The organism is Flexivirga caeni, from assembly GCF_003724155.1.
In the GTDB taxonomy this organism is placed as follows: domain Bacteria; phylum Actinomycetota; class Actinomycetes; order Actinomycetales; family Dermatophilaceae; genus Flexivirga; species Flexivirga caeni.
The window spans coordinates 241,911-262,282 of record NZ_RJJQ01000003.1; the positions used below are offsets into that span (position 1 = coordinate 241,911).

The following is a 20,372-nucleotide window of genomic DNA, read 5'->3' on the forward strand; positions in this document are numbered from 1 at the left end:
CGGCGGGGCGGTGCGGTCAGAGGACGGCGCCGTCGTCGTCCGGATCGTCGTCGCGGTTCTTGGGGGAGCGCATGATCAGCTGCACGACGCCCGCCACGAAGACCGCACACGCGAGCACCCACCACAGGGACTGCGCATAGCGATCGAAGAAGAGCAGGTAGAGCAGCCACAGCGGGCCGCCGATCAGGCAGCCGAGCATGGTCCAGAAACCGAGGTCCTCGTCGCTGCTCGGCAACGGCTGCGGTGGTGCCGGCACGAACGTGTCGTCCTCGAAGTCCTCCAGGAAGGACGGGGCACCGCTCGGCGGCATTCGCCATTGAGTGGGCAGGCCGGCCAGCGGCGACGGCTCCGGCATACCGGGCTCGTCGGGGGCGCCGGCTTCCGCGTCGGGAGCGTCCGGATCATCCTGACCGGCCGGCTCGAACTGCGCGACGATCTCGGCGAACCGGCGGTCGATGTCGGTCTGGTTGTCCGGCTCCTCACGGCCGCCGAGGGTCATGGGGTGGCCCGATCGTCCATGAGGTCAGCCGCCTGTGACGCGGTGGATGAACTGCACGGTCTCATCCTCGATCAGCCGGGCATCGTTGTCGAGGGTCGCGACGTGGTAGCTGTCCTCCAACAGGATCTCGGTCTTGTCCGTGCTGGAGACGCGGGCGAGCACCAGCGCCGAGCACTCCGGCGGCACGACGTGGTCGTCGGGCGAGTGCAGCAGCAGCAGCGGCTGGGTGATCTGCGGCAGGTCGCGGGTGACCTGCTCCCACATCTGTCGCTGAGATTGCAACGCGCGCAACGGTGTTCGCTCATACGCGAGCTCGGTCACGCCAGGCTTCTTGATGTCGCCGGCGATGGCGGGGATCGACGGCAGCACGTGCTGCAGGATCGGCAGCGCCTTGAGCCGGATGTCTTTCATGACGTATGCCGGGTTGATCAGCACCAGCCCGTCGATGCCGTGCGGATACTTCTGCGCGGCCAGCGTCGCAAGCGTGCCGCCCATCGACATACCGACGGCGACGACGTGATCGCAGCGCGCGGCGAGCTCGCCATACGCGCCGTCGATCGCCGACCACCAGTCGCTCCATCGGGTGCGGTTGAGGTCCTTCCAGTGCGTGCCGTGCCCGGGCAGGCGCGGCAGCCGGACGGTGAAGCCCTCGTCGGCGCACCGCGTCGCGAGCGGCAGCATGCTCTGCGGTGTCCCGGTGAAGCCGTGGCACACGAGCACACCGGTGGTCGAGCCGTCGTGAGCGAACGGTTCCGCTCCTGGCAACACGTTCATCGTCATTCCTTCGGGCGGCGGATCGCGGTGTGGTCCGGACACATCCTTTCACCTCGGCGCCAGCTGCGGTGCTGCTGCCGTATCCTGCACGCGACCTAAGTTCGAAGGAGACCCGGTGTTCTATTGGCTGCTCAAGTGGGTGCTCCTGGGCCCATTGCTCAAGGGCATCTTCCGGCCGACGGTCGAAGGCGCCCAGAACGTGCCCGAGGAAGGGCCCGCGATCCTGGCGAGCAATCACCTGTCGATCGCCGACTGGCTCTTCATGCCGTTGCTGATCCCGCGCCGGGTCACTTTCGTGGCCAAGGCCGAATACTTCAACACCCCCGGCGTGAAAGGACGGATGCAGAAGGCGTTCTTCTCCGGCGCCGGTCAGGTCCCGATCGACCGATCCAGTGGCACCGCGGCTGCGGGCGCGCTGGAGACCGGCCTGCGGATCCTGCGCCGGGGTGAGCTGTTCGGCATCTATCCCGAAGGCACCCGGTCACCGGACGGCCGGCTCTACAAGGGCAAGACCGGCATCGCCCGCATCGCCCTGGAGTCCGGAGCGCCGGTGATCCCGGTCGGCGTCATCGGCACCGATGTCATCGCACCGCAGGGCAAGCTGTTCGGCCGAATCGTCCGGCCGAACGTGCGCTTCGGCAAGCCGATGGACTTCTCGCGCTACGAGGGAATGCAGGACGACCGGTTCGTGCTGCGTTCGATCACCGACGAGGTGATGTACGAGATCATGCTGCTCAGCGGGCAGGAGTATGTCGACGTCTACGGCTCCTCGGTGAAGAAGGGCCTCACCCAGAAGGCCAAGGAGATCGGCGGGGGCGCTGCCGCGCTGGCCAGCCAGGCGAAGGACCGGCTGCAGCACCACGGCAAGGACGACGAGGCCGCCGCAGCTGCGGACGACGCCGTGGTCGAGGAGCCGGCGGCGCCCGACGACGAGAAGTCCCAGTAGGCAATACCGCTTCCGGCAGACCTGCTGGGCGCCCGTACCCTTGTCGGGTGAGCACGACGACCCCCGACGCCTCCACGATGCAGCGCCTGTTGACCGAGCAGGTCGACTGGCCGCAGTTGCCGGCTCTGCAGCAGCCGCAGTGGCCGGATGCCGACGCGGTCCGCCGGGTGCGCGGTGAACTCGCCGCCGCACCGCCGCTGGTCTTCGCCGGCGAATGTGACGTGCTGCGTTCGCGGCTTGCCGCCGCTGCGGTCGGCGACGCGTTCGTACTGCAGGGCGGCGACTGCGCCGAGCGCTTCTCCGAGGCCACCGCCGACAACATCCGCGACCGGGTCAAGACCATCCTGCAGATGGCTGCCGTGCTGACGTATGGCGCGAGCACCCCGATCGTGAAGATTGGCCGGCTGGCCGGGCAGTACGCCAAACCGCGCAGCAAGGACACCGAAACCCGGGGTGGCGTGACCCTGCCGGCGTTCCGCGGCGACATCATCAACGACTTCGAGTTCGACGCGGACGCGCGCACACCCGACCCTGAGCGGCTGCTGCGTGCCTACCACACCGCGTCGTCGACCCTGAACCTCGTACGCGCTTTCACCACAGGCGGTTTCGCCGATCTGCGGCAGGTGCACGAGTGGAACCGCGGCTTCATCGCCAACGCGGCATACTCCCGCTACGAGAAGATCGCGCGGGAGATCGACCAGGCGATGAAGTTCATGCTCGCGTGCGGTGTCGACTTCGATGCCACTCCGCTGTCGGGTGTGGAGTTCTTCGCCAGCCACGAGGCGCTGCTGCTGGACTACGAGCAGCCGCTGACCCGCATCGACTCCCGCACCGGCAACCCCTACGCGGTGTCCGGCCACTTCGTGTGGGTCGGTGAGCGCACGCGGCAGCTGGACCACGCGCACGTGGACTTCGCCGCGCGCATTCACAACCCGATCGGGGTCAAGCTCGGTCCGACCGCCGACCCGGACGAGGTCGTGCAGCTGATCGACCGGCTCGACCCGGAGCGCAAGCCCGGCCGGCTGACCTTCATCACCCGGATGGGTGCCGGGAATGTCCGTGACAAGCTGCCGGCCATCGTGCGGCGGGTGACCCAGACCGGGGCCCAGGTCGTCTGGATCTGCGACCCGATGCACGGCAACACGTTCGAGTCCTCGACCGGCTTCAAGACGCGCGAGTTCGACGACATCATCGAGGAGGTCCGTGGTTTCTTCGAGGTGCACCGCGACCTCGGCACCGTGCCCGGGGGCTTGCACGTCGAACTCACCGGCAACGATGTCACCGAGTGTCTCGGCGGGTCCGAGAAGATCATCGACGCCGACCTCGAGAAGCGCTACGAGACCGCCTGCGACCCGCGCCTCAATCACCAGCAGAGCCTGGAACTCGCTTTCCTCGTGTCGGAGATGCTTTCCGGGCGCTGAGGAGCAGCTTTCCGTCCCGAGTGGGCACTTACTGGTGAGTATGGGGGTGTACTCGTCGGTAACCGCACCGAGTGGGCAGTTACTGGCGGGTAACGGATCGGTGCTGGACTGGGTGACTTCCCGGTCAGCGTACGAACGTGAACCAGTGGTCGGCAGGTTCGAGCGGCTGCCGTTCGCCGGCGAACCGGTGCGTGCCGACGGACCACGTGTCACCGTCCGGTGCGACGAAGGAGATCTCCTCGAATCCTGCCTCCAGGAACCACTTCCGCACCCGCGGTGTGACGTCCGGCTCGGCCCGATGTCGCGTCCACACGACCTGAGCGTCGGTTGCGCATAGCTGCGGCAGCGCTTCGATGGTTCGCTTGATGTCCCGGTCGCTGATGTTGCCGAACACTCCGCACATGAGCACGAGATCGGCCGGAGCAGCGTCAGCGTAGATCGCCGCGTCGGCTGCGTCGGCGCACGTCACCGTGAGATGGGCGGCCAAGCCGTCCGCGGTGGCGCGTGCGCGTGCGGCGAGCGTCACGTCATACTCCACGAGCAGCCCGGTCACCCGGCCGGCATCGTCGCGAATGGCCAACGCTCCCAAGAGATCTCGGCCATCACCCGCACATGCGCTGATGATCCGAACCGGGGCAGGGCGCGTTCGGTCCAGGAAGTGATGGATCGACTGTCGCACGGAGTCGAGCCGGTCGTTCAGGCCCGAGCCGGGGCGTTCGTAGGCTTCGTGCTATTCGCTCCAGTCAGTCACCAGCGAATGCTAGGCCCATCTGTCTGTCCCGAACCTTCGACTGTCGAGGGTTGCGTATGCCGGGGGCGACCCGACACGAGCTCGCTCTACTCGGCCGCCCGCCCGAGCGCCGTGATCGTCGCGGTCAGGACGATGCAGAGCAGGATGACCCCGATCCCGAGGACTCTCCATCCCTGTACGGTGGCGAGCAGGCCCGCGGTCAATGAGCCGATGACCTGGAAGGTTCCGGTGATTGCTTCGGCGACCGGCTGGACCTTGCCTCGCTCGGCGCGCCGGTAGGAGGCGGCGATCATCGCGCTGCCGCCGCTGTAGGCAAGGTTCCACCCGACGCCGACCGCGAGCATCGCGGTGAGGAAGGACCAGGTCGCTGTGCTGTAGATCGCTGCCGCACCCGCGAGGAACACGAGAGCGACGCCGGTGACGGTGATGATCCGTTCGCCGAGGCGGTCGATCACCCGGGCGACGAGGAAACCGGGCGCGAACATGCCGATCATGTGCAGCTGCACCGCGAACGCGGCCTCCGACGCGGTGTGACCCATCGCTACCCCGGCGATCGGCCCGGCGGTCATCATCGAGCCCATCGTGACCGCGGCGAACGCGGTCGTGGCGACGCCGGCCAGTAGAGCCGGCTGCTGCCACAGCTCCGTGCGAGAGCGAGCTCCGACAATCGGCGTGTGGCTGTCGGTGCCGGCCGGAGGTTCGGCGAGCGTGCCGGGCAGGGTCGAATTCCAGACTGCCGCGAGTCCGCCGAGGACCGCCACGAGCAGGTAGCTGGCGACATACACCACGGGCAGCACGTGCGCAGCCCAGGTCGCGAGGAACGGCCCGATCAGGGCCGCCACCAGCCCGCCGGCGAGCACTGTGGTGATCGCCGCCGCCCGCGCCCCTCCGGAAGCATCTGCCGCGGCGTAGCGGTAATAGCCGGCGCCCGCGTTGTAGACGCCGATCAGGCAGGTGCCCAGGCAGAACAGCCAGAAGGAGCCGGTCTGGACCGCCATCGCCGAGATCACCCCGGCGATCAGCGCGACACCCGCCACTGTGACGAACACGGCCCGGTACCCGTGCCGTCCGATCAGTCTCGATACCAGGAAGGTGGAGACCACTGTGCCGGCCGAGATCAGGCTGAACGGCAGCGTCGCCAGGTCGCGGCCCGGTGCCAGCCGATTTCCCACAATGCCGGTCAGGGTCAGGTCCACAGAGCTACCGAAGACGTACAGCGCCTGGGACGGTGCGAGGCGGCGCGCGATGTGCAGGTCGGCTCGCCGGTCTGTTGGGGCGGACACGGTGTTCATCGCAGTCCATGCTCCGGGCGCGAATTCCTGCCAACAAGTGGCAGGAAAGACTACTTGCGATAGATTTCTGCCATGGACAACGAACCGGCAGCATCCGTTCCGGCGCGGCGCCATCAGGTCGCGGTGCTTGCCCTGGCAGGGGCCTATCCGATGGAGGTCGGGATGCCGTTCCATATCCTCGGCCGTCCCGGCCTGCCGTATGACGTGCAGCTCTGCGCCACCGCCGCCGGGCCGGTCGACACCGCAGACGGCTGGCAGATGGTCGTCCCGCACGGCCTCGACGCCGTGGCCCGCGCAGACACGGTGATCATCCCCGCGTTCAAGCACCACCTCGACGGAGCCCCGGATGACGCCGCAGCCGCACTTCGCCGCGCCCATAGGCGCGGTGCCCGGATCGTGTCGATCTGCACCGGAGCGTTCGCGCTCGCGTCCGCCGGGCTCCTCGACGGTCGTCGCGCCACAACCCATTGGCGAGAAGCGGGGGACCTGCAGAGGCGCTACCCGGCGGTCACAGTCGACGCCGACGTCCTGTTCGTCGACGAAGACAGCATCGTGACCTCCGCCGGTGTCGCCAGCGGCATCGACGTCTGCCTGCACCTGTTACGCGCCGACCACGGCGCTGCCCTCGCGAACTCCGTCGCCCGGCAGATCGTCGCGGCCCCGCGCCGCGAAGGCGGCCAAGCACAATTCATCGAACGCGACGCGCCACCAAGCCGCCAGCAGGGACTCGGCCCAACGCTGGAATGGGCGCTCGCCCACCTGGACCGGCCGCTCACCGTCGCCGACCTGGCAACCCACGCACACCTGTCGCCCCGCACCTTCGCACGCAGCTTCACCGCCGAGACCGGAACGACCCCGGTGCGATGGCTCAACGCCGCCCGCGTCGACCGCGCCCGTGAACTCCTGGAAACGACCGGTGCCGGCATCGACCACATCGCCGACCTCTGCGGACTCGGCACACCGGCCAACCTCCGCCAGCACTTCCACCGGATCACCGGAACCACGCCCAGTGAATACCGCCGAACGTTCGCGACGGCGGAGAGGGACTGACGGCTCCGCCTTACGGCTCGAGATTGAGCTCCTTGGGCAGCTTGTGGATCTTCTGCCGGCGCTTGCGGCGCTTGGGGATCATCGAGCGCATCTCCTCCAGCTTGCCGAAGCAGAGCAGCCGGTCGTCGGCCTCCAGCACGGTGCCATTGCGCGGGTTGGGCACGACCCCCGTGCCGCGGTGCAGGGTCAGCACGGTGATGTCGCGCTCGCGCAGGCCGGAGTCACCGATGGACTTGCCGACGATGTCCGCGTCGCCGTGCACGGCGAGTTCGGCCACGCCATACCCACGGGAGACGGTGAGACGCTGGCGCACGTCGATCTCGGGGAACGCGACCTGGTTGTCGACGTAGTCGATGATGGCTCCGGCGACGTCGAGCTTGGTGGCGGCCTCGATGCCCTCCAGACCGGGGGAGGAGTTGACCTCCATGACGAGCGGCCCGTCCTCGCCTTCGAGCATGTCGACGCCCGCCACCTTCAGGCCCATGATCTGCGCGGCACGGACCGCCGTCTCCTCGAATTCGGGTGACAGTTCTACCTTTTCGACCGAGCCTCCGCGATGCACGTTCGAGCGGAACTCGTCGCCCTTGGCGACGCGGCGCATGGCCGCGACCACTCGTTCCCCGACAACCAGTGCGCGTATGTCGCGACCCTTGCTCTCCTTCACGAACGACTGGATCAGCACGTTCTGCTTGGTGCTCTGCAAGGTCTCGATGATCGCCTCGGCGACCTTGTTGTCGGGTGCCAGGATCACGCCGATGCCCTGGGTGCCCTCGAGCAGTTTGATGACCACCGGAGCGCCCCCGACCCGCTCGATCGCGGGCAGCACATCGCCACGGTTGCGCACGAAAGCCGTCGGCGGCATACCGATGTGGTGCCGGGACAAGATCTGGCTCGCGCGCAGCTTGTCACGCGAATTCGTAATGCCGGTAGCCGTATTCGGTGTGTAGACGTCCATCTGCTCGAACTGCCGCACGACGGCGGTGCCGAAGTAGGTGACCGAGTTGCCGATGCGCGGCAGGATCGCGTCGTAGTCCGACAGCGGCCGGCCACGGAACTGCAGGTCCGGGTCGGGGCCGGACAGGTCGATCGCGAACCGCAAGGTGTTGAGCACCTTCACCGTATGACCCCGTTCCAGGGCTGCGGAACGCAGTCGCTGGGTGGAGTAGGCGCGCGGAGCGCAGGACAGGATCGCGAGCTTCACGTGGGTACCTGCAAAGATGTCGGGGTGTCCGGGACGAACCATTCAAGCATCACCGTGGGGTGGCGTGAGTGGGTGAGTCTCCCCGAACTCGGTGACCTGCGGATCAAGGCGAAACTGGACACCGGAGCGCGCACTTCGGCGTTGCACGCGTTCGACGTGGAAGAGGTGCGGCAGGGCGACACCGACTGGGTGCGCTTCTCGATCCATCCGTGGCAGCGCTCGGCGGAGGACGCGGTGCGCCTCGCCCTGCCGGTGCACGACCGGCGCGCGGTGCGCAGCTCCTCGGGGCATGTGGGGCATCGTGTCGTCGTTCTGATGGACGTCGTGCTGAGCGAGCAGCGCACCACCGTCGAGGTAACCCTCAGCCGCCGTGACGAGATGGGCTTCCGGATGCTGATCGGCCGCGAGGCCCTCCGGCAAGGGTTTCTGGTGGATTCCAGCAGGTCCTATCTCGGTGGCCGTCCGAAGCGCGCGATCCGCCGCAAGAACCGGGGCCGGTGATGCCGCGGGAGTCCTTCGCGATCGGCTCGGTGCGGATCCGTCCGGGCACCACGCGCGAGGTCGGCCTGCCGATCACCCGGCTGGTGACCGGATCCGAGGTGAGCCTGCCGGTGCGCGTCGTGCACGGCCGTCACGACGGACCGACCATCTGGGTCACGGCCGCCACGCACGGCGACGAAGTGGTGGGCATCGAGGCGGTCCGCCGCGTCCTCGCCGCCCTCGACCCGAAGGCCTTCCGCGGGACGCTGGTCGCCGTCCCGATCGTCAACGTTCTCGGCTTCACCGCGGGCGACCGCTACCTGCCCGACCGCCGCGATCTGAACCGTTCGTTCCCCGGCTCGGCGCGCGGGTCGCTCGCCGCCCGCATCGCCCACCTGCTGATGGCGGAGGTCATCAGCAGGGGTGACGTCGGCATCGACCTGCACACCGGCGCCTTCGGCCGCACCAACCTGCCGCAGATCCGTGCCGACCTCGACGACCCGCGCACCCTGGCGCTGGCACAGGCGTTCGGTGCACCGGTGATCCTGCACGCCAGACTGCGCGACGGCTCGCTGCGCGCGGCTGCCCGGGAACGCGGCTGTGCAGTGCTCGTCTACGAGGGTGGCGAGGCCTGGCGCTTCGACGAGTGGGCGATCGAGGCGGCCGTGGCCGGCGTACGGCGGGTGCTCGCCGCGCTGGAGATGACCGATCCGGTCGACGAGCAGCCGCCGTCACCGAGCCTGATCTCCCGGCAGAGCAGTTGGGTCAGGGCCCGTCGCACCGGCATCCTGCAACTGGATGCGGTGCTCGGTCAGCGGGTCGAGGCGCAGGAGCGCCTCGGCGGACTGTCGGATTCGTTCGGCAAGCGCCTGCGCCTGGTGCACGCGGCCGGTCCCGGCGTGGTCATCGGACGCACGACCGCGCCGCTGGTCAACCGCGGCGACGCACTGGTGCACATCGCAGTGGAGGAGGACGGCCATGACGTATGACGAGCAGCTGGCGCGCCGGGTGCGCGAGATCCTCGCCGACGAGTCGGGGCTGAGCGAGCGGAAGATGTTCGGCGGCCTGGGGTTCATGCTCGACGGCAACATGGCGGTCGCCGCAGGCAGCGGTGGCGGACTGATGATCCGGGCCGATCCGAGCGATCCGGACGGACTCATCGACGGAGACCTCATCGTGCCGATGGAGATGGGCGGACGGGAGATGACCGGCTGGCTGCTCGCGGATCAGCGCGCGATCACCTCCGACGAGCGGTTGCGCGAGCTGGTGCAGCTCGGCATCGACCGGGCGAGGTCCTTCCCGCCGAAGTAGCCCGGTGGCCGGGGCGGCCGCTCAGGCGGTCACCGTGTCCAGGGCTCGCACGTGCAGCCGGACCGCCTCGGCGAAGGTGGCCATCGACTCGTCGAGCAGTCGTGCGTCCCGCAACAGCAGTTGTGCCGGGGTGATGCGGTCGGCGTCCGCCCGGCTGGTCGCGATCTCGTCGAAGAGCGACGCCGACCGGACATAGGTGTAGCGGCTGCTGTCGTTGTCCTGCGTGAGGGCTTCAGCGATCGCGCCGATCGAGTCGCTCAGCCGGCGCCGCGCATCGTCCAATCGGCCAGCGTCTGCATCAAGGCCGCTGCCCGGCGCGCTCGAGGCGGCAATGCGGCGGCTCTCGTGCAGCATGGTTCGTGCACGGTGCACGGATGCGGCGGCAGATGACCGCAGCTGGCGGTGGATGGTGCTCGCCAGGCCCGGTATGCCGCGCAACGGATTCAGCGATGCGACCAGTGTCTGGTGCGCTGCGTCCAGCACCCGCGCTGCGGCGAGCAGTTCGGCGTTGCTGCAGTGGCCGGTGGCGTTGCGCAGGGCGCCGTCGGCAAGCGTACGCACGGCCTCGGCATGTGCCCGGGCGGCGACCCGCACCACTTGCCGGGAACGGATCGGCAGGATGAGCACGACGGTGAGGATCGTCACGGCGGCGCCGATCGCGGTCTCTTCCAGGCGCAGCCGCAGCAGGGAGTCGGAGAACTCCCCGAGCTGGACGTACAGCTGCGACACCATCACGGTGATCCCGATGACCATGAACGCGTAGCTGATCCGCATCAGGTAGATGCCCAGCCCGATGGCAATCAGCACGGTGAGCACGGCGAGATCGGCGCGATGCCCGACCAGGTGGGCGAGCACGGCACCGACGAACACCCCGACGAGTGTGCCCAGGACGCGGTAGATCCCCTTGCGGATCTGTTCGCCGGCGTTGTTCGCGCCCATGAAGGTGACGAACGCGGCGATGACAGCCCAGTAGAAGCGGCGCTCGGACAGCATGCTGCCCAGGACGATGGCGGCGGTGACCGCAACGGCCATCTGGATGGCGATCCGCACGTTCGGCGCGAGCCGGACCCGATCGATCGGGCGCGGCCCGAGCTCGGTGGAGGCGTCTGCGCTGGCCATCGCCGACCCGGGCAGCCAGCCGCCCATGAGTTGCACCGACGACCTGAACTCCGGTGTGTCGCCGTCCTGGCGCGGCGGCAACGGCGTCTCGGCCAGATCCGCCCAGTCCAGGACGCTGGTGGCGAACCGGTGCACGATCACCCGCCGGTTGCGTTCGTTCTCGTCCGCCGGCGGTCGGACGGCGACGTCCCGCAACTCCTCGATCAGCCGGGTTGCTGCGTGCCGGGCGGTCTGCGGATCGTGGTCACCGACGGCCATCAGCGAAGTGCGCACCAAGCCGCGGGACCCGCGGCTGAGGCCGGATCTGCCGAGGGTGCCGGCAAAGCGGGCCATGTTGGCGAGGGTCTGTTCGGCGTCGAAGACGAACTGGTGCACGTATGCCGCCGACCCGCCGTCGCGGAGCGCGCCGGGTGCGGCCAGCGCGGCGTCGATCATCAGGGCCGTCTCGTTGAGGTGCACCGTCCGCTGCCGGAGCCTGGCGGCAGCACGCTGGTCGTCCGGATCGTCAAGCACCTCCAGCGCGACGTCGACGAGGGCGCGCGCCCGGCTGCCGAAGCTGCGCCGGACGCGCCGCAAGGTGCGTCGCTGGCTGGGATGGAACAGCACGAGTTGTGCCAGGCAGGCGACGATGGCACCCAGGAAGACTTCGGGTGCGAGCCACTTCAGGGCGGAGAAGGGTAGTTCCGCGCCCAGGAAGAAGCCCATGAAGTCGCCCATGAACAGCATCTGGGCGCCGAGGAACCCCCACGGGCCGAAGCGCCGCAGATAGGCGCCGCCGGCCAGGATCACGGCCAGCAGGGTCAGTGCGAGTGTGCGGTGATGTGCGACGGCCAGGCCGATCGCCAGTCCGGCGATCATCGGGACCGGCATCGCCAGGATCACCAGGTAGGACTGCCGCACCGTTGCGAACATGGGCGCCCCGAAGGACGCGATCATGCAGATCATCGCGCCGACCATCATGCTCACGACGAGCATCGCGTGATTGCCCGCGTCGACCTGGGCAGCGACCGCGGGTGGCAGGCCGGCGGTGGAGTGCTGCAAGGCGCCGGTCGTCTGCACGAAGATGCGCTCCGCCAGCAGCGCCGCGGCGATGCTCACCACGACCTGCAGCGCCATCCGCAGACGGTTCAGGCCTGGGTCCTGAGCGAGGAACCAGTCGGTCAGGTCGGACCGCGGCCGGTAGGGCTTGGGCGGTGGCGCCAAAGCTGCAGCTTCCGGTCCGGCACTCACGAAATGACTCTAGCGGGTGGGCTTTTCGGGACGAGCGTGCAGTCGACCCATCAGACGACGTCGATGGTGATCGTGCTGCCCTTGGGTGCCGGGTCGCCGGCCTTCACCGATTGTCCTTGCACCTGGAAGAGCACCGGCACCAGCAGCGGGTACTTGACCTTGACCTGGAAACCGAGCGCCTGCAGCGCGTCCTTTGCGGCGCCCGAACTCATTCCGACCACCTTGGGCACCTTCACCATCACCGGACCCTTGGACACGATCAACTGGATGTCGTCGCCCTTGTGTCCGGTGCCACCGGACGGGGTCTGGCTGATGATGTCACCGGCCGCGACGGTGTCACTGTGCGTGGCCGCGCCGAAGGTGACGGTGAAGCCCAGGTCGGTGAGCTGCTTGGTGGCGTCCTTCTTGGACGACCCGGTCACGTCCGGGATGTCGATGGGCTGCTGGCCCTTGCTGACCACCAGGTCGACGGTCGTCCCCGGCTTCTGGGAGCTGCCGATCGCCGGGTCGGCGGAGACGACCTTGCCTGCAGGGATCGTGGCGTCATACGCCTGCGTGACGGTGCCGACGACCAGGTGCGCCTGCTGGATCGCCTGGCGCGCGGCGGCCCCGGTCATGCCGCGAACGGACGGCACGGTGAACCGCTCGGGTCCCTTGGAGACCGAGAGGGTCACCGTCGAGCGTTTGCGGGCGTCGTGGCCGGACCCCGGATCGGTCGACACGACAACACCGCTGACGACGTGCTCGGAGAAGACCGGCTGCACCTTCGCATGCAGTCCCGCGTGCTGTATGGCGCTGACCGCGCGCCCCTGCGTCTCGCCCACCACGCGAGGCACCCGCACCTCGCCGAACGGCCCCACAGTGAACGCCCACGCGCCGAGTCCGCCGATCACGAGCAGCACAGCCACCAGGATGCCGGCCACCCACGGCCAGCGGCGACGCCGCGTCGGCAGCACTGGCGGCAGCCCGCCGCGGTCGATGTGCCGGGTGTGATCGCCGGTCAGCGGGCCGGTGTCGTGCGGTCCGCGCGGCTTCTCCTCCAGCACGGTCGAACTCAGCCGGGTGCGGGTGGCGCGCAACTCCTGCAGCATCGCGCCGGCGTTCGGGGGCCGGTGGTCCGGGTCTTTCGCCGTGGCCCGCAGCACGAGTTCGTCCACCTCGGTCGGCACGGACGGCACGGCATCGGACGGGCGCGGCATGGTGCCGTGGACGTGCTGGTAGGCGACGTTGATCGGGGAGTCGCCGGGGAAGGCCTTCTCACCGGTGAGCATCTCGAAGAGCAGCAGCCCGGTGGAGTAGACGTCGCTGCGCTCGTCGGCGCGGCCGCGCTCGACCTGCTCGGGCGCGAGGTATGCCGCGGTGCCGAGCAGCACGTCGCTGTCGCCGGTGACGGTGTCGGTGGTGACGGCGCGGGCGAGCCCGAAATCGGCGACCTTCACTGCGTCGGTGCCGATCAGGACGTTCTCCGGCTTGACGTCCCGGTGCACCAGACCGGCCCGGTGGGCGGCGTCCAGCGCCTGCAGGATGCCCTCGGTGATCTCGAGCGCCTCGCCGACCGGCAGGGGAGCCCGGCTGCGGATCAGCTGGCGCAGCGTCTGCCCGCGGACCAGCTCCATGGCGAGGAAGACGAACTCCTCGTCGGATCCCTGGTCGGTGACCGCGACGACATTGGGGTGGGTCAGCCGGGCGGCCGACCGGGCTTCGCGGCGGAATCGCAGCACGAAGTTGTCATCTCGCGCGAGGTCGGGCCGCATGACTTTGAGCGCGACCTCTCGGTCGAGGCGCTCGTCGAGGGCGACATAGACCGAGCCCATGCCACCGTCCGCGAGATGCTCGCGGACGACGTATCGCTTGTCGATCGTGCGACCGACAAGCGATGGTGCGGAAATGGACACACTCAAAGTCTACGAACCCCGCATTTCAGTGCTGGCCACGGCGCGCCATGGCCGATCTGTCTCTTAGAGACGGTCCATCAGGGTGCGGACGTTCCGGATGTATTGCCGGGTGTCCGCATAGGGCCCGTGCTTCTGCATCGCGCCGAGGCCCTGGTAGTAGCCGCCGATCGCCTGATCGAGGTCGTGGGCATTGCTGGTCAGGAAGCGCAGGATCGCGATCCCGGCCGTGACATTGTCGTGCGCGTCGAGCAGGTCGAGGTGCCGGCCGACCAGGCCGGACGCCCATTCTCCGGACTGCGGCATGACCTGCATGGTGCCGATCGCGTTGACCGGCGACACCGCACGCTGGCTCCAGCCCGACTCCTGCCAGCCGATGCCCAGGGCGAGGCGCGGGTTCACGCCATACCGGCGGGCGGTCGTCTCGATCAGTGCCTTCGTCTGGGTGCGGCTCGGCACCGACTCCCTCGCCAGGGCCGCCCGGGTGGCTGCGACGGTCGCGCTGTCGTGGGGGCGGTGGACCGGGGTCTTCGGGATGGCGGTCTTCGCCCTCTTCGGGGCGGCGCGGTGAGGCGCCGGCTTGCTCACCGGCTGCTGCCTGGCCGCCTGCGGCAGGCGCACGACCGACCCGCTGAGCACGACGTTCGGGTCGCTGAAGTAATTGGCCTTTAATAGTGCGGCCAGTGAGATGCCGTGCCGGGCGGCGATCGCGCTGAGCGTGTCGCCCGCACGGACGCGGTATGGCGCGGCGGTGCGCACCACGCGCTTTGCCACGGTGGTGCTGCGGCGCGCGTGCAGCTTCGGCGCGGTGGACTTCCTCGGGGCGGCGTGGCGTTTCGCCGTCTTCTTCGCCGCGGCGTGCTGGTCGGCCTTCGCGTGGATCGCGTGCGCGGCGGGCTGCGCGCCGGTCGTGATCGGTGCCATGGGGTCTCCTTCGCTGAGCGGCACACGTGCCGGATGTGACAGCTGGGGCAGGTGTGACGACACGCCAACCTAGTCGCTGTCGCGGTCCCTGTGTCCCAAGCGCACCGGCAGGCGTGTCGGGGGACCGCCTAGAATCTCCTGCGTGACTGAAGCGACGAGCGACCTGGAAAGCCTGGTCGGCAACTGGCTGTCGATCCCGGAGCTCGGCGACGCGCTGGGCCTGACCCAGCGGCAGGCGCGGCGGCTGGTCGACGACAAGGTCGTCCTGGCGCACCGCGTGGGGCCGAACAACGCACTGTGCGTGCCGGCGGCGTTCGTCGAGGACGACCACCTGCTGACCGGCATCGAGGGCACCATCACCGTGCTGCTGGATGCCCGGCTGTCCCGGGACGAGGCGCTGGAGTGGCTCTTCACCGCCGACCCGACACTGCCGGTCGAGGGCTCGCCGATCACCATGCTGCAGGCACATCGCAAGGCCGAGGTCCGCAAGCGGGCCGCCGAGCTGGCCCACTGAGCGCGTGCGCCACCTGGCGTATGCCGCGGCGCTGGTCGCCGCTCTGGTGGTGACGGTTCCGCTCGTGCCGCTCTTCGGGCTGCGCCGGGTGCGGCGGCTGCGGGTGCTGCTGCCCGCGATCGCTTGCGCCGCAGTGCCGTTCGTCTGCTGGGACGTGTTCGCCACCCACGCCGGGCAGTGGCATTTCGATGGCAGGCAGGTGTTCGGCCTGCGCGTGCTCGGTCTGCCCGTGGAGGAGTGGGCGTTCTTCGTGGTGATTCCGTTCGCCGCCATCGCCTGCTACGAGGCGGTCGGGGCGCTCCTGGGGCGGCGCGGGCGATGACCTACACCGCCTTGTCCGGCATTGCCGTGGTCGTGGCGCTGGTGCTCGATCTGGCGGTGGTTCGCACCCGTGTCGTGCTGACCCGCCAGTGGTGGATCTCCTATGCCATCTCGCTCGCCGGCCAGCTCGCGGTCAATGGCTGGCTGACCGGCCGGCGCATCGTGACGTATGACGGTGCGGCGATCCTCGGCACGAATCACCAGCAGTTCCTCGGGGATTGGCGGATCTGCTACGCGCCGGTGGAAGACATTGGCTTCGGTTTCGCGCTCATCCTGGTCACCGTCGTCTCCTGGCGCTGGTGGGCCGCCCGGGATGCGGGAACGCAGTGATCTCGGTCGATCCTTGGCCCGCGGGCTGCCGGAGGAGGGCGTGATGGCACGCTTTCGAGAGGCGACGTTCGTGACATCAGCGGCCGCGGTACCCCTGGCAAGCTGCTCTTCCGGGTAGGACGCCGCCGTCCGCCGCGTCGTCACTGCTGGAAAGTGGTGCCGGCAGGTTTGGGCGCACAATGATCCGAAACCCTCACCCCATCGAGACCGCCTGTTGACCGTCACTGATTTCGCGCAATAGAGGACGGGGTGGTGTTCGCCGCATCGCATCCCGAAGCGGCGCGACTCAGTTCGGAGACGAGATGTGTCGAGATGTACTCGGCCCGTCAGTCCGGGTGGGAGAGGTGTCCCTCCAGTGGCTCGCCGACCCGTGGCCCGAACCTGCCCCGACTGTCCCTGGTCTGGTGCCCGGCGAGCGATGCCGGATTCCGCTTCGTGCGGTGTGTGCCTGCGATCGTGGTCGGGGCCGGATGACCTGTACGCGCTCGGCTGGCGAAGTCCTCGGCATGGCGCGAGAGCCTCGGTAAGAGCCGCTGCAGGATTTCCCTGCCGGGATTCCCGAGTCCGGACAACACATCCCGGAAGGCGTCTGGTGATGCCTCGGCCAGTGACGCGGCGCGATCAGGCACCTCGAGGGGATCCAGGCGCAGCTGCTGTGCGTGGCGGACAATGTGTCGTTGCATCACTTCTCCGAACTTCCGGCGCCCACCGATCGACAGTGCCGCACCCGACAGGTTGTACCCGCTCTTTCGTGGCTCGCACGCGAAGGCCGAGGAAAGGTCGTATAGCGGAGCCATTCGGGCGCGCCCGGCCTTCAGTGGTGACGGTAGCTCGGCCCGGGCAGCAGGGAACGGGTGACCGCGACACCGCGACGGGCTCCCGGCACCACCGTGCGGCCGCGGCATACCTCGGAGCCGGATCGCTCGATTTCGTCCAGGATGGCCGCGTAGAGCGCGCTCGCGGCACGCAGGCAGGCTCGCGCTGCCGGGTCGACCTCACCGATGCCGGGCCCGGCTGCGGCATACAGCTCGCGGGCGCGGGCGGTCTCCCGGGCAACAACCCGGCGCAGTGCCGAGCTGCTGGTGCCGGTGGCGACGTCGGTGCCCAGCTGGTCCTCACTGAGCCCGCACGCGCGTAGATCCTCCAGGGGCAGGTAGATCCGCCCCCGCTGCCAGTCCTCGGCGATGTCCCGGATGAAGTTGGTCAGCTGGAACGCCTCGCCGAGCGCTGCTGCGTGGGGGAGGGCGTCGGCCCCGGCCCCGAGGATCGGTGCCGTCATCTCCCCGATGGCCGCGGCGCTGCCCCTCATGTAGGCCCGCAGGTCCGTCCAGTGCGGGTAGCGGAACGTCGTGAGGTCCTGGCGCATAGAGACGAAGAACTCCTCGAAAAGCGTTGCCGGTATGGCGAACCGCGTCACCGTGTCCTGCAGCGCGAGCAGCACCGGGTCACGCGGCGCTCCGCCGCCGAGCACGTCGAGCACCGCGGTCTCCCACTCGTGCAGCTGGGCCGACGGGTCGGCGCCGGCCGCCGGGCGGTCCACCAGGTCGTCGCTGCGCCGGGCCACGGCATACAGCGCCCACACGTGCCGTCGTCGGCGCGGCGGCAGCAGGCTGGTCGCGCGATAGAACGACTTGCCGTGCGTCGCATTGATCTCCTGGCACGCGCGGTAGGCGGCGGCGAGCTCACTCATGCGCCAGCACTCGCTCGGCGGCCAGCCGACCGCTGATCAGGACCATCGGCACCCCGATGCCGGGGGTGGTGCCCGATCCGGCGAGCGCGAGCCGTGGGCCGAGCCGGTTGGGCTGCCGGAAAGGGCCGCTCTGGCGGAACGTGTGCGCGGCGGAAAACGGTGTGCCCCAAGGCATTCCGCGCTCGGCCCAGTCGACGGGCGTGAGCAGGTGCTCGCCCACGAGCGTCGACACGGCGTAACCGGCCGTGCTCAGGCGGCGCAGCAGGTGGTGGCGGTAGGGGCCGCGCAAGCGCTGCCAGTCGATCCCGGCACCTGCGCCGTGCCGGGCCGGTGCCGGGAACAACGCATAGAGCACGTCCCCGCCGGGCGGCGCCAGCCCCGGGTCGGTGCGGGTCGGCACGGACACCAGAAAGCTCGGGTCGCGCATCGGCCGCCCGGCGGTCAGGTCGTGCAGGGCGCCGATCAGCGACCCGCCGAAATGCACGTGGTGGTGCCCGCTCCCGGGCAGCCCAGACGGTATGCCGGCAGCGAGCAACACACAGCTGGGCGAAGGTGTGGCGACCGGCCGGATCGCCGCCGGATCGCCGAGCAGCGTTGCGGCGACTGGTGGTTCGCAGGTGAGCACGACGGCGTCGGCATGCTCGGTCCCGTGCGCGGTCGTCACGTCATACCCGCTGCCGGCCGGGCGAACGGCACTCACCGGCTCGCCGAAACGGAACCCGACGCCGTGCCGCTGCGTGACCTCGACGAGGGCGCGGACGATCGCGTGCATGCCGCCGACGGGGTAGCTCACCCCGTGCACCAGGTCCATCGCGGCGACGACGGCGAACATCCCGAGGGCCCGATCCGGTGGCACCCCGACATACAACGACTGGAAGCTGAACGCCTGCCGCAACCGCTCGTCGCGGAAGTGCGAGGCGACCAGCGCGTCCAGTCGCCCGAAGCCGCGCAGCGCCGCCAGCCGCAGCACCGACGGCCTGATCAGTGAAGCGGTCCCGTCGAGGTTGCGGTCGATGAAGTGCGGCATCTCGACGTCATACATGCGCCGGACGCGCCGGACGAACCGGTCGTAGCCGGCCGCCTCCCGAGCACCCGCGAAGTCGGCGATCACCGTGTGCATTCGTGCGGGGTCGGTGTGCATCGGCAGCAGGCTGCCGTCGGCGAAGTGCGCTGTGTATGCCGGATCCAGCGGCACGAGGCCCAGCCACTCGCTCATCGACTCCCCGAGGGCTTCGAAAACAGTTGCCAGCTGCTGGGTTTCGGTCAGCACCGTCGGCCCGAGCTCGAGCCGGAAGCCCTCGGTCGTGACATCGGGACAGCGTCCGCCCGGTGTCGTCTCGGCCTCGATCACCGTCACGTCGGCGCCGGCGGCGCGCAGGTGCGCCGCGGCGGATAGACCCGACAATCCGGCACCGACGACGACGGCACGTAGCGGTCGTCCGGCGCCCGGCCTCACGAGGAGCGGGCCGTCGCGAGACCGATCAGTTCCAGCAGCGCGGCGCGCCCGGTGTCGGTGAGGCCGGCGTGATCGAGGGCGCGGCGGGCTGCGTCGGCCTGTGCGGTGATCAGCTTCTCGGTCTGGTCGACGGCCCCGGAACGCACGCATTGCTCCCGCAACCAGGTGAGGTCCTCCGGGGAGATGTCCGGGTCGCCGAAGGCGTCCCGGAAACGGGTGGCATCGGCGGGACTCAGCCCCTCGAGCAGGTAGGCGATGAGCACCGTGCGCTTGCCCTCGCGAAGGTCGTCGCCCGCCGGTTTGCCGGTCTCGTCGGGATCGCCGAAGACACCGAGCAGGTCGTCGCGCAACTGGAACGCCTCGCCGAGCGCGAGGCCGTAGTCGGACAGTGCGGCCAGGGCCGGCTCGGAAGCGCCGGCGCACGTCGCACCGATGAGCAGCGGGTGCTCGATGGTGTATTTCGCGCTCTTGTAGCGGATCACCTTGCGGGCGCGCGCGATTCGATCGGCGGTCGGCAGCCCGTCCCAGGTCTGCGCCGCCTCCGCGACGTCGAGATATTGCCCGCCCATCAACTGGGTGCGCATCGTGTCGAGCACCCGTCGGCCGCGTGCGAGCTCCTCGGCGGGCAGGCCACTGGTCGAGTAGATCTCGTCGGTCCAGTTCAGGCACAGGTCGCCGGCCAGGATCGCGCCCGCCTCGCCATACCGCTCCGGGTCGCCGCTCAGCCCGCGCTCCCGGTGCACTTCCGCGAGCCGCCGGTGCGCAGCCGGCATACCCCGGCGGACGTCCGAGTCGTCCATCACGTCGTCGTGCAGCAGCGCGGCGGCCTGGAAGACCTCCAGCGATGTCGCTGCCCGCACCAGCGCGTCCGAGTCGGCGCCGCCGGCCGCGCGATAGCCCCAGTAGAAGAAGCCGGCGCGCAGCCGCTTGCCGCCGCTGAGCAGCGCGAAGACCGGGTCCAGCAGATCTGCCATCTCGGGGCCGAGCGGGGCCAGGATCGCCTCCTGCGTGCGGCGCTCCTGGTCGAGCGCGTGCTGCACACGGGATCGCAGGTCGTCGAGGTCTGCGGTGGGCACGACGGTGGTCCTTCCGAGATGGTGAACGAATTGAGCGTAGTCGTGAGGCGCGCGGAGCTGTCCGTCGGTCTCCAGACTGCCCGTCCACGCTGCCT

Annotated in this window: 20 protein-coding genes; 9 read left to right on the forward strand and 11 right to left on the reverse strand. The window is 69.4% G+C overall.

Translation table 11 applies throughout. The features are described from left to right. Nucleotides 1-16: 16 nt before the first annotated feature. Both EFY87_RS05495 and EFY87_RS05500 read right to left on the reverse strand, forming a co-directional pair. The gene (locus tag EFY87_RS05495; protein ID WP_123270452.1) at nt 17-499 is read right to left on the reverse strand and encodes a hypothetical protein; all 483 of its coding nucleotides are present in this window, start codon (nt 497-499) and stop codon (nt 17-19) included. Nucleotides 500-523: 24 nt separating this feature from the next. Next, the gene (locus EFY87_RS05500; protein ID WP_123270512.1) at nt 524-1,273 is read right to left on the reverse strand and encodes an alpha/beta hydrolase; all 750 of its coding nucleotides are present in this window, start codon (nt 1,271-1,273) and stop codon (nt 524-526) included. Between the two features lie 115 nt (nt 1,274-1,388). On the opposite strand from EFY87_RS05500, the gene EFY87_RS05505 reads away from it, so the two are divergent. Both EFY87_RS05505 and EFY87_RS05510 read left to right on the forward strand, forming a co-directional pair. Next, nucleotides 1,389-2,219, forward strand: a complete 831-nt coding sequence (locus EFY87_RS05505) for a lysophospholipid acyltransferase family protein (protein WP_123270453.1) — start codon at nt 1,389-1,391, stop codon at nt 2,217-2,219. A 77-nt stretch (nt 2,220-2,296) separates the two neighbouring features. Further along, a complete protein-coding gene (locus tag EFY87_RS05510; protein WP_123270513.1) occupies nt 2,297-3,640 on the forward strand; it encodes a class II 3-deoxy-7-phosphoheptulonate synthase in 1,344 nt (447 codons plus the stop codon). A 124-nt stretch (nt 3,641-3,764) separates the two neighbouring features. Here the strand turns inward: EFY87_RS05510 and EFY87_RS05515 are convergent, their stop codons facing one another. Further along, nucleotides 3,765-4,220, reverse strand: coding sequence for a hypothetical protein (locus EFY87_RS05515; protein WP_220093519.1), 456 nt, complete (start codon nt 4,218-4,220; stop codon nt 3,765-3,767). A gap of 257 nt (nt 4,221-4,477) precedes the next feature. Continuing rightward, nucleotides 4,478-5,683: an MFS transporter gene (locus EFY87_RS05520; RefSeq protein WP_158607519.1), complete on the reverse strand. Its 1,206-nt coding sequence runs from the start codon at nt 5,681-5,683 to the stop codon at nt 4,478-4,480. Nucleotides 5,684-5,755: 72 nt separating this feature from the next. Between EFY87_RS05520 and EFY87_RS05525 the strand changes: the two genes are divergently transcribed. After that, nucleotides 5,756-6,733, forward strand: coding sequence for a GlxA family transcriptional regulator (locus EFY87_RS05525; protein ID WP_123270514.1), 978 nt, complete (start codon nt 5,756-5,758; stop codon nt 6,731-6,733). Nucleotides 6,734-6,743: 10 nt separating this feature from the next. Here the strand turns inward: EFY87_RS05525 and EFY87_RS05530 are convergent, their stop codons facing one another. After that, nucleotides 6,744-7,934: a RimK family alpha-L-glutamate ligase gene (locus EFY87_RS05530; protein WP_123270456.1), complete on the reverse strand. Its 1,191-nt coding sequence runs from the start codon at nt 7,932-7,934 to the stop codon at nt 6,744-6,746. A gap of 54 nt (nt 7,935-7,988) precedes the next feature. Here EFY87_RS05530 and EFY87_RS05535 point away from each other — a divergent pair, with 54 nt between their 5' ends. The 3 genes from EFY87_RS05535 to EFY87_RS05545 are packed head-to-tail and all read left to right on the forward strand — an operon-like array spanning nt 7,989 to nt 9,725. Further along, the gene (locus tag EFY87_RS05535) at nt 7,989-8,435 is read left to right on the forward strand and encodes an ATP-dependent zinc protease family protein (protein WP_484103573.1); all 447 of its coding nucleotides are present in this window, start codon (nt 7,989-7,991) and stop codon (nt 8,433-8,435) included. Beyond that, nucleotides 8,435-9,403, forward strand: a complete 969-nt coding sequence (locus EFY87_RS05540; RefSeq protein ID WP_123270458.1) for a succinylglutamate desuccinylase/aspartoacylase family protein — start codon at nt 8,435-8,437, stop codon at nt 9,401-9,403. The genes EFY87_RS05535 and EFY87_RS05540 overlap by 1 nt, the downstream gene beginning before the upstream one ends. Then, nucleotides 9,393-9,725 carry a TfoX/Sxy family protein gene (locus tag EFY87_RS05545; protein ID WP_123270459.1) on the forward strand — a complete coding sequence of 111 codons (333 nt, stop codon included), beginning with the start codon at nt 9,393-9,395 and terminating at the stop codon, nt 9,723-9,725. The genes EFY87_RS05540 and EFY87_RS05545 overlap by 11 nt, the downstream gene beginning before the upstream one ends. A 21-nt stretch (nt 9,726-9,746) precedes the next feature. On the opposite strand, the gene EFY87_RS05550 is transcribed toward EFY87_RS05545, so the two are convergent. The 3 genes from EFY87_RS05550 to EFY87_RS05560 all read right to left on the reverse strand — a co-directional run bounded on the left by EFY87_RS05550 (nt 9,747) and on the right by EFY87_RS05560 (nt 14,890). Then, nucleotides 9,747-12,074: an FUSC family protein gene (locus tag EFY87_RS05550; protein WP_123270460.1), complete on the reverse strand. Its 2,328-nt coding sequence runs from the start codon at nt 12,072-12,074 to the stop codon at nt 9,747-9,749. Between the two features lie 50 nt (nt 12,075-12,124). Then, nucleotides 12,125-13,969, reverse strand: coding sequence for a Stk1 family PASTA domain-containing Ser/Thr kinase (pknB, locus tag EFY87_RS05555; protein WP_245988460.1), 1,845 nt, complete (start codon nt 13,967-13,969; stop codon nt 12,125-12,127). Nucleotides 13,970-14,032: 63 nt separating this feature from the next. Further along, nucleotides 14,033-14,890, reverse strand: coding sequence for a lytic transglycosylase (locus tag EFY87_RS05560; protein ID WP_123270461.1), 858 nt, complete (start codon nt 14,888-14,890; stop codon nt 14,033-14,035). 142 nt (nt 14,891-15,032) lie between these two features. On the opposite strand from EFY87_RS05560, the gene EFY87_RS05565 reads away from it, so the two are divergent. From EFY87_RS05565 to EFY87_RS05575, 3 genes are read left to right on the forward strand one after another with little or no spacing between them, the layout of a single operon-like run. Then, nucleotides 15,033-15,404, forward strand: coding sequence for an Rv2175c family DNA-binding protein (locus EFY87_RS05565; RefSeq protein ID WP_123270462.1), 372 nt, complete (start codon nt 15,033-15,035; stop codon nt 15,402-15,404). 4 nt (nt 15,405-15,408) lie between these two features. Next, nucleotides 15,409-15,726, forward strand: coding sequence for a lycopene cyclase domain-containing protein (locus EFY87_RS05570; RefSeq protein WP_158607520.1), 318 nt, complete (start codon nt 15,409-15,411; stop codon nt 15,724-15,726). Then, on the forward strand, nt 15,723-16,055 hold the full coding sequence (locus tag EFY87_RS05575) for a lycopene cyclase domain-containing protein (protein WP_123270464.1): 333 nt from the start codon (nt 15,723-15,725) through the stop codon (nt 16,053-16,055). The genes EFY87_RS05570 and EFY87_RS05575 overlap by 4 nt, the downstream gene beginning before the upstream one ends. A gap of 814 nt (nt 16,056-16,869) precedes the next feature. Here the strand turns inward: EFY87_RS05575 and EFY87_RS05585 are convergent. From EFY87_RS05585 to EFY87_RS05595, 3 genes are read right to left on the reverse strand one after another with little or no spacing between them, the layout of a single operon-like run. After that, nucleotides 16,870-17,745: a phytoene/squalene synthase family protein gene (locus tag EFY87_RS05585; RefSeq protein ID WP_123270466.1), complete on the reverse strand. Its 876-nt coding sequence runs from the start codon at nt 17,743-17,745 to the stop codon at nt 16,870-16,872. After that, nucleotides 17,738-19,201 (reverse strand): phytoene desaturase family protein, encoded by a 1,464-nt coding sequence (locus EFY87_RS05590; RefSeq protein ID WP_123270467.1) that lies wholly within the window; start codon nt 19,199-19,201, stop codon nt 17,738-17,740. The genes EFY87_RS05585 and EFY87_RS05590 overlap by 8 nt, the downstream gene beginning before the upstream one ends. After that, complete coding sequence (locus EFY87_RS05595) at nt 19,198-20,277, reverse strand: polyprenyl synthetase family protein (RefSeq protein WP_245988462.1); 1,080 nt, start codon at nt 20,275-20,277, stop codon at nt 19,198-19,200. The genes EFY87_RS05590 and EFY87_RS05595 overlap by 4 nt, the downstream gene beginning before the upstream one ends. Nucleotides 20,278-20,372 lie beyond the last annotated feature (95 nt).

What these genes read in the sequence shown, in the direction of transcription:
- EFY87_RS05510 (WP_123270513.1), top strand. Translation starts at nt 2,297, where the DNA reads ATGCAGCGCCTGTTGACCGAGCAGGTCGACTGGCCGCAGTTGCCGGCT.
- EFY87_RS05525 (WP_123270514.1), top strand. Translation starts at nt 5,756, where the DNA reads ATGGACAACGAACCGGCAGCATCCGTTCCGGCGCGGCGCCATCAGGTC.
- EFY87_RS05500 (WP_123270512.1), bottom strand. Translation starts at nt 1,273, where the DNA reads ATGAACGTGTTGCCAGGAGCGGAACCGTTCGCTCACGACGGCTCGACC.
- EFY87_RS05560 (WP_123270461.1), bottom strand. Translation starts at nt 14,890, where the DNA reads ATGGCACCGATCACGACCGGCGCGCAGCCCGCCGCGCACGCGATCCAC.
- EFY87_RS05585 (WP_123270466.1), bottom strand. Translation starts at nt 17,745, where the DNA reads ATGAGTGAGCTCGCCGCCGCCTACCGCGCGTGCCAGGAGATCAATGCG.
- EFY87_RS05520 (WP_158607519.1), bottom strand. Translation starts at nt 5,683, where the DNA reads ATGAACACCGTGTCCGCCCCAACAGACCGGCGAGCCGACCTGCACATC.
- EFY87_RS05545 (WP_123270459.1), top strand. Translation starts at nt 9,393, where the DNA reads ATGACGTATGACGAGCAGCTGGCGCGCCGGGTGCGCGAGATCCTCGCC.
- EFY87_RS05540 (WP_123270458.1), top strand. Translation starts at nt 8,435, where the DNA reads ATGCCGCGGGAGTCCTTCGCGATCGGCTCGGTGCGGATCCGTCCGGGC.
- EFY87_RS05575 (WP_123270464.1), top strand. Translation starts at nt 15,723, where the DNA reads ATGACCTACACCGCCTTGTCCGGCATTGCCGTGGTCGTGGCGCTGGTG.
- EFY87_RS05495 (WP_123270452.1), bottom strand. Translation starts at nt 499, where the DNA reads ATGACCCTCGGCGGCCGTGAGGAGCCGGACAACCAGACCGACATCGAC.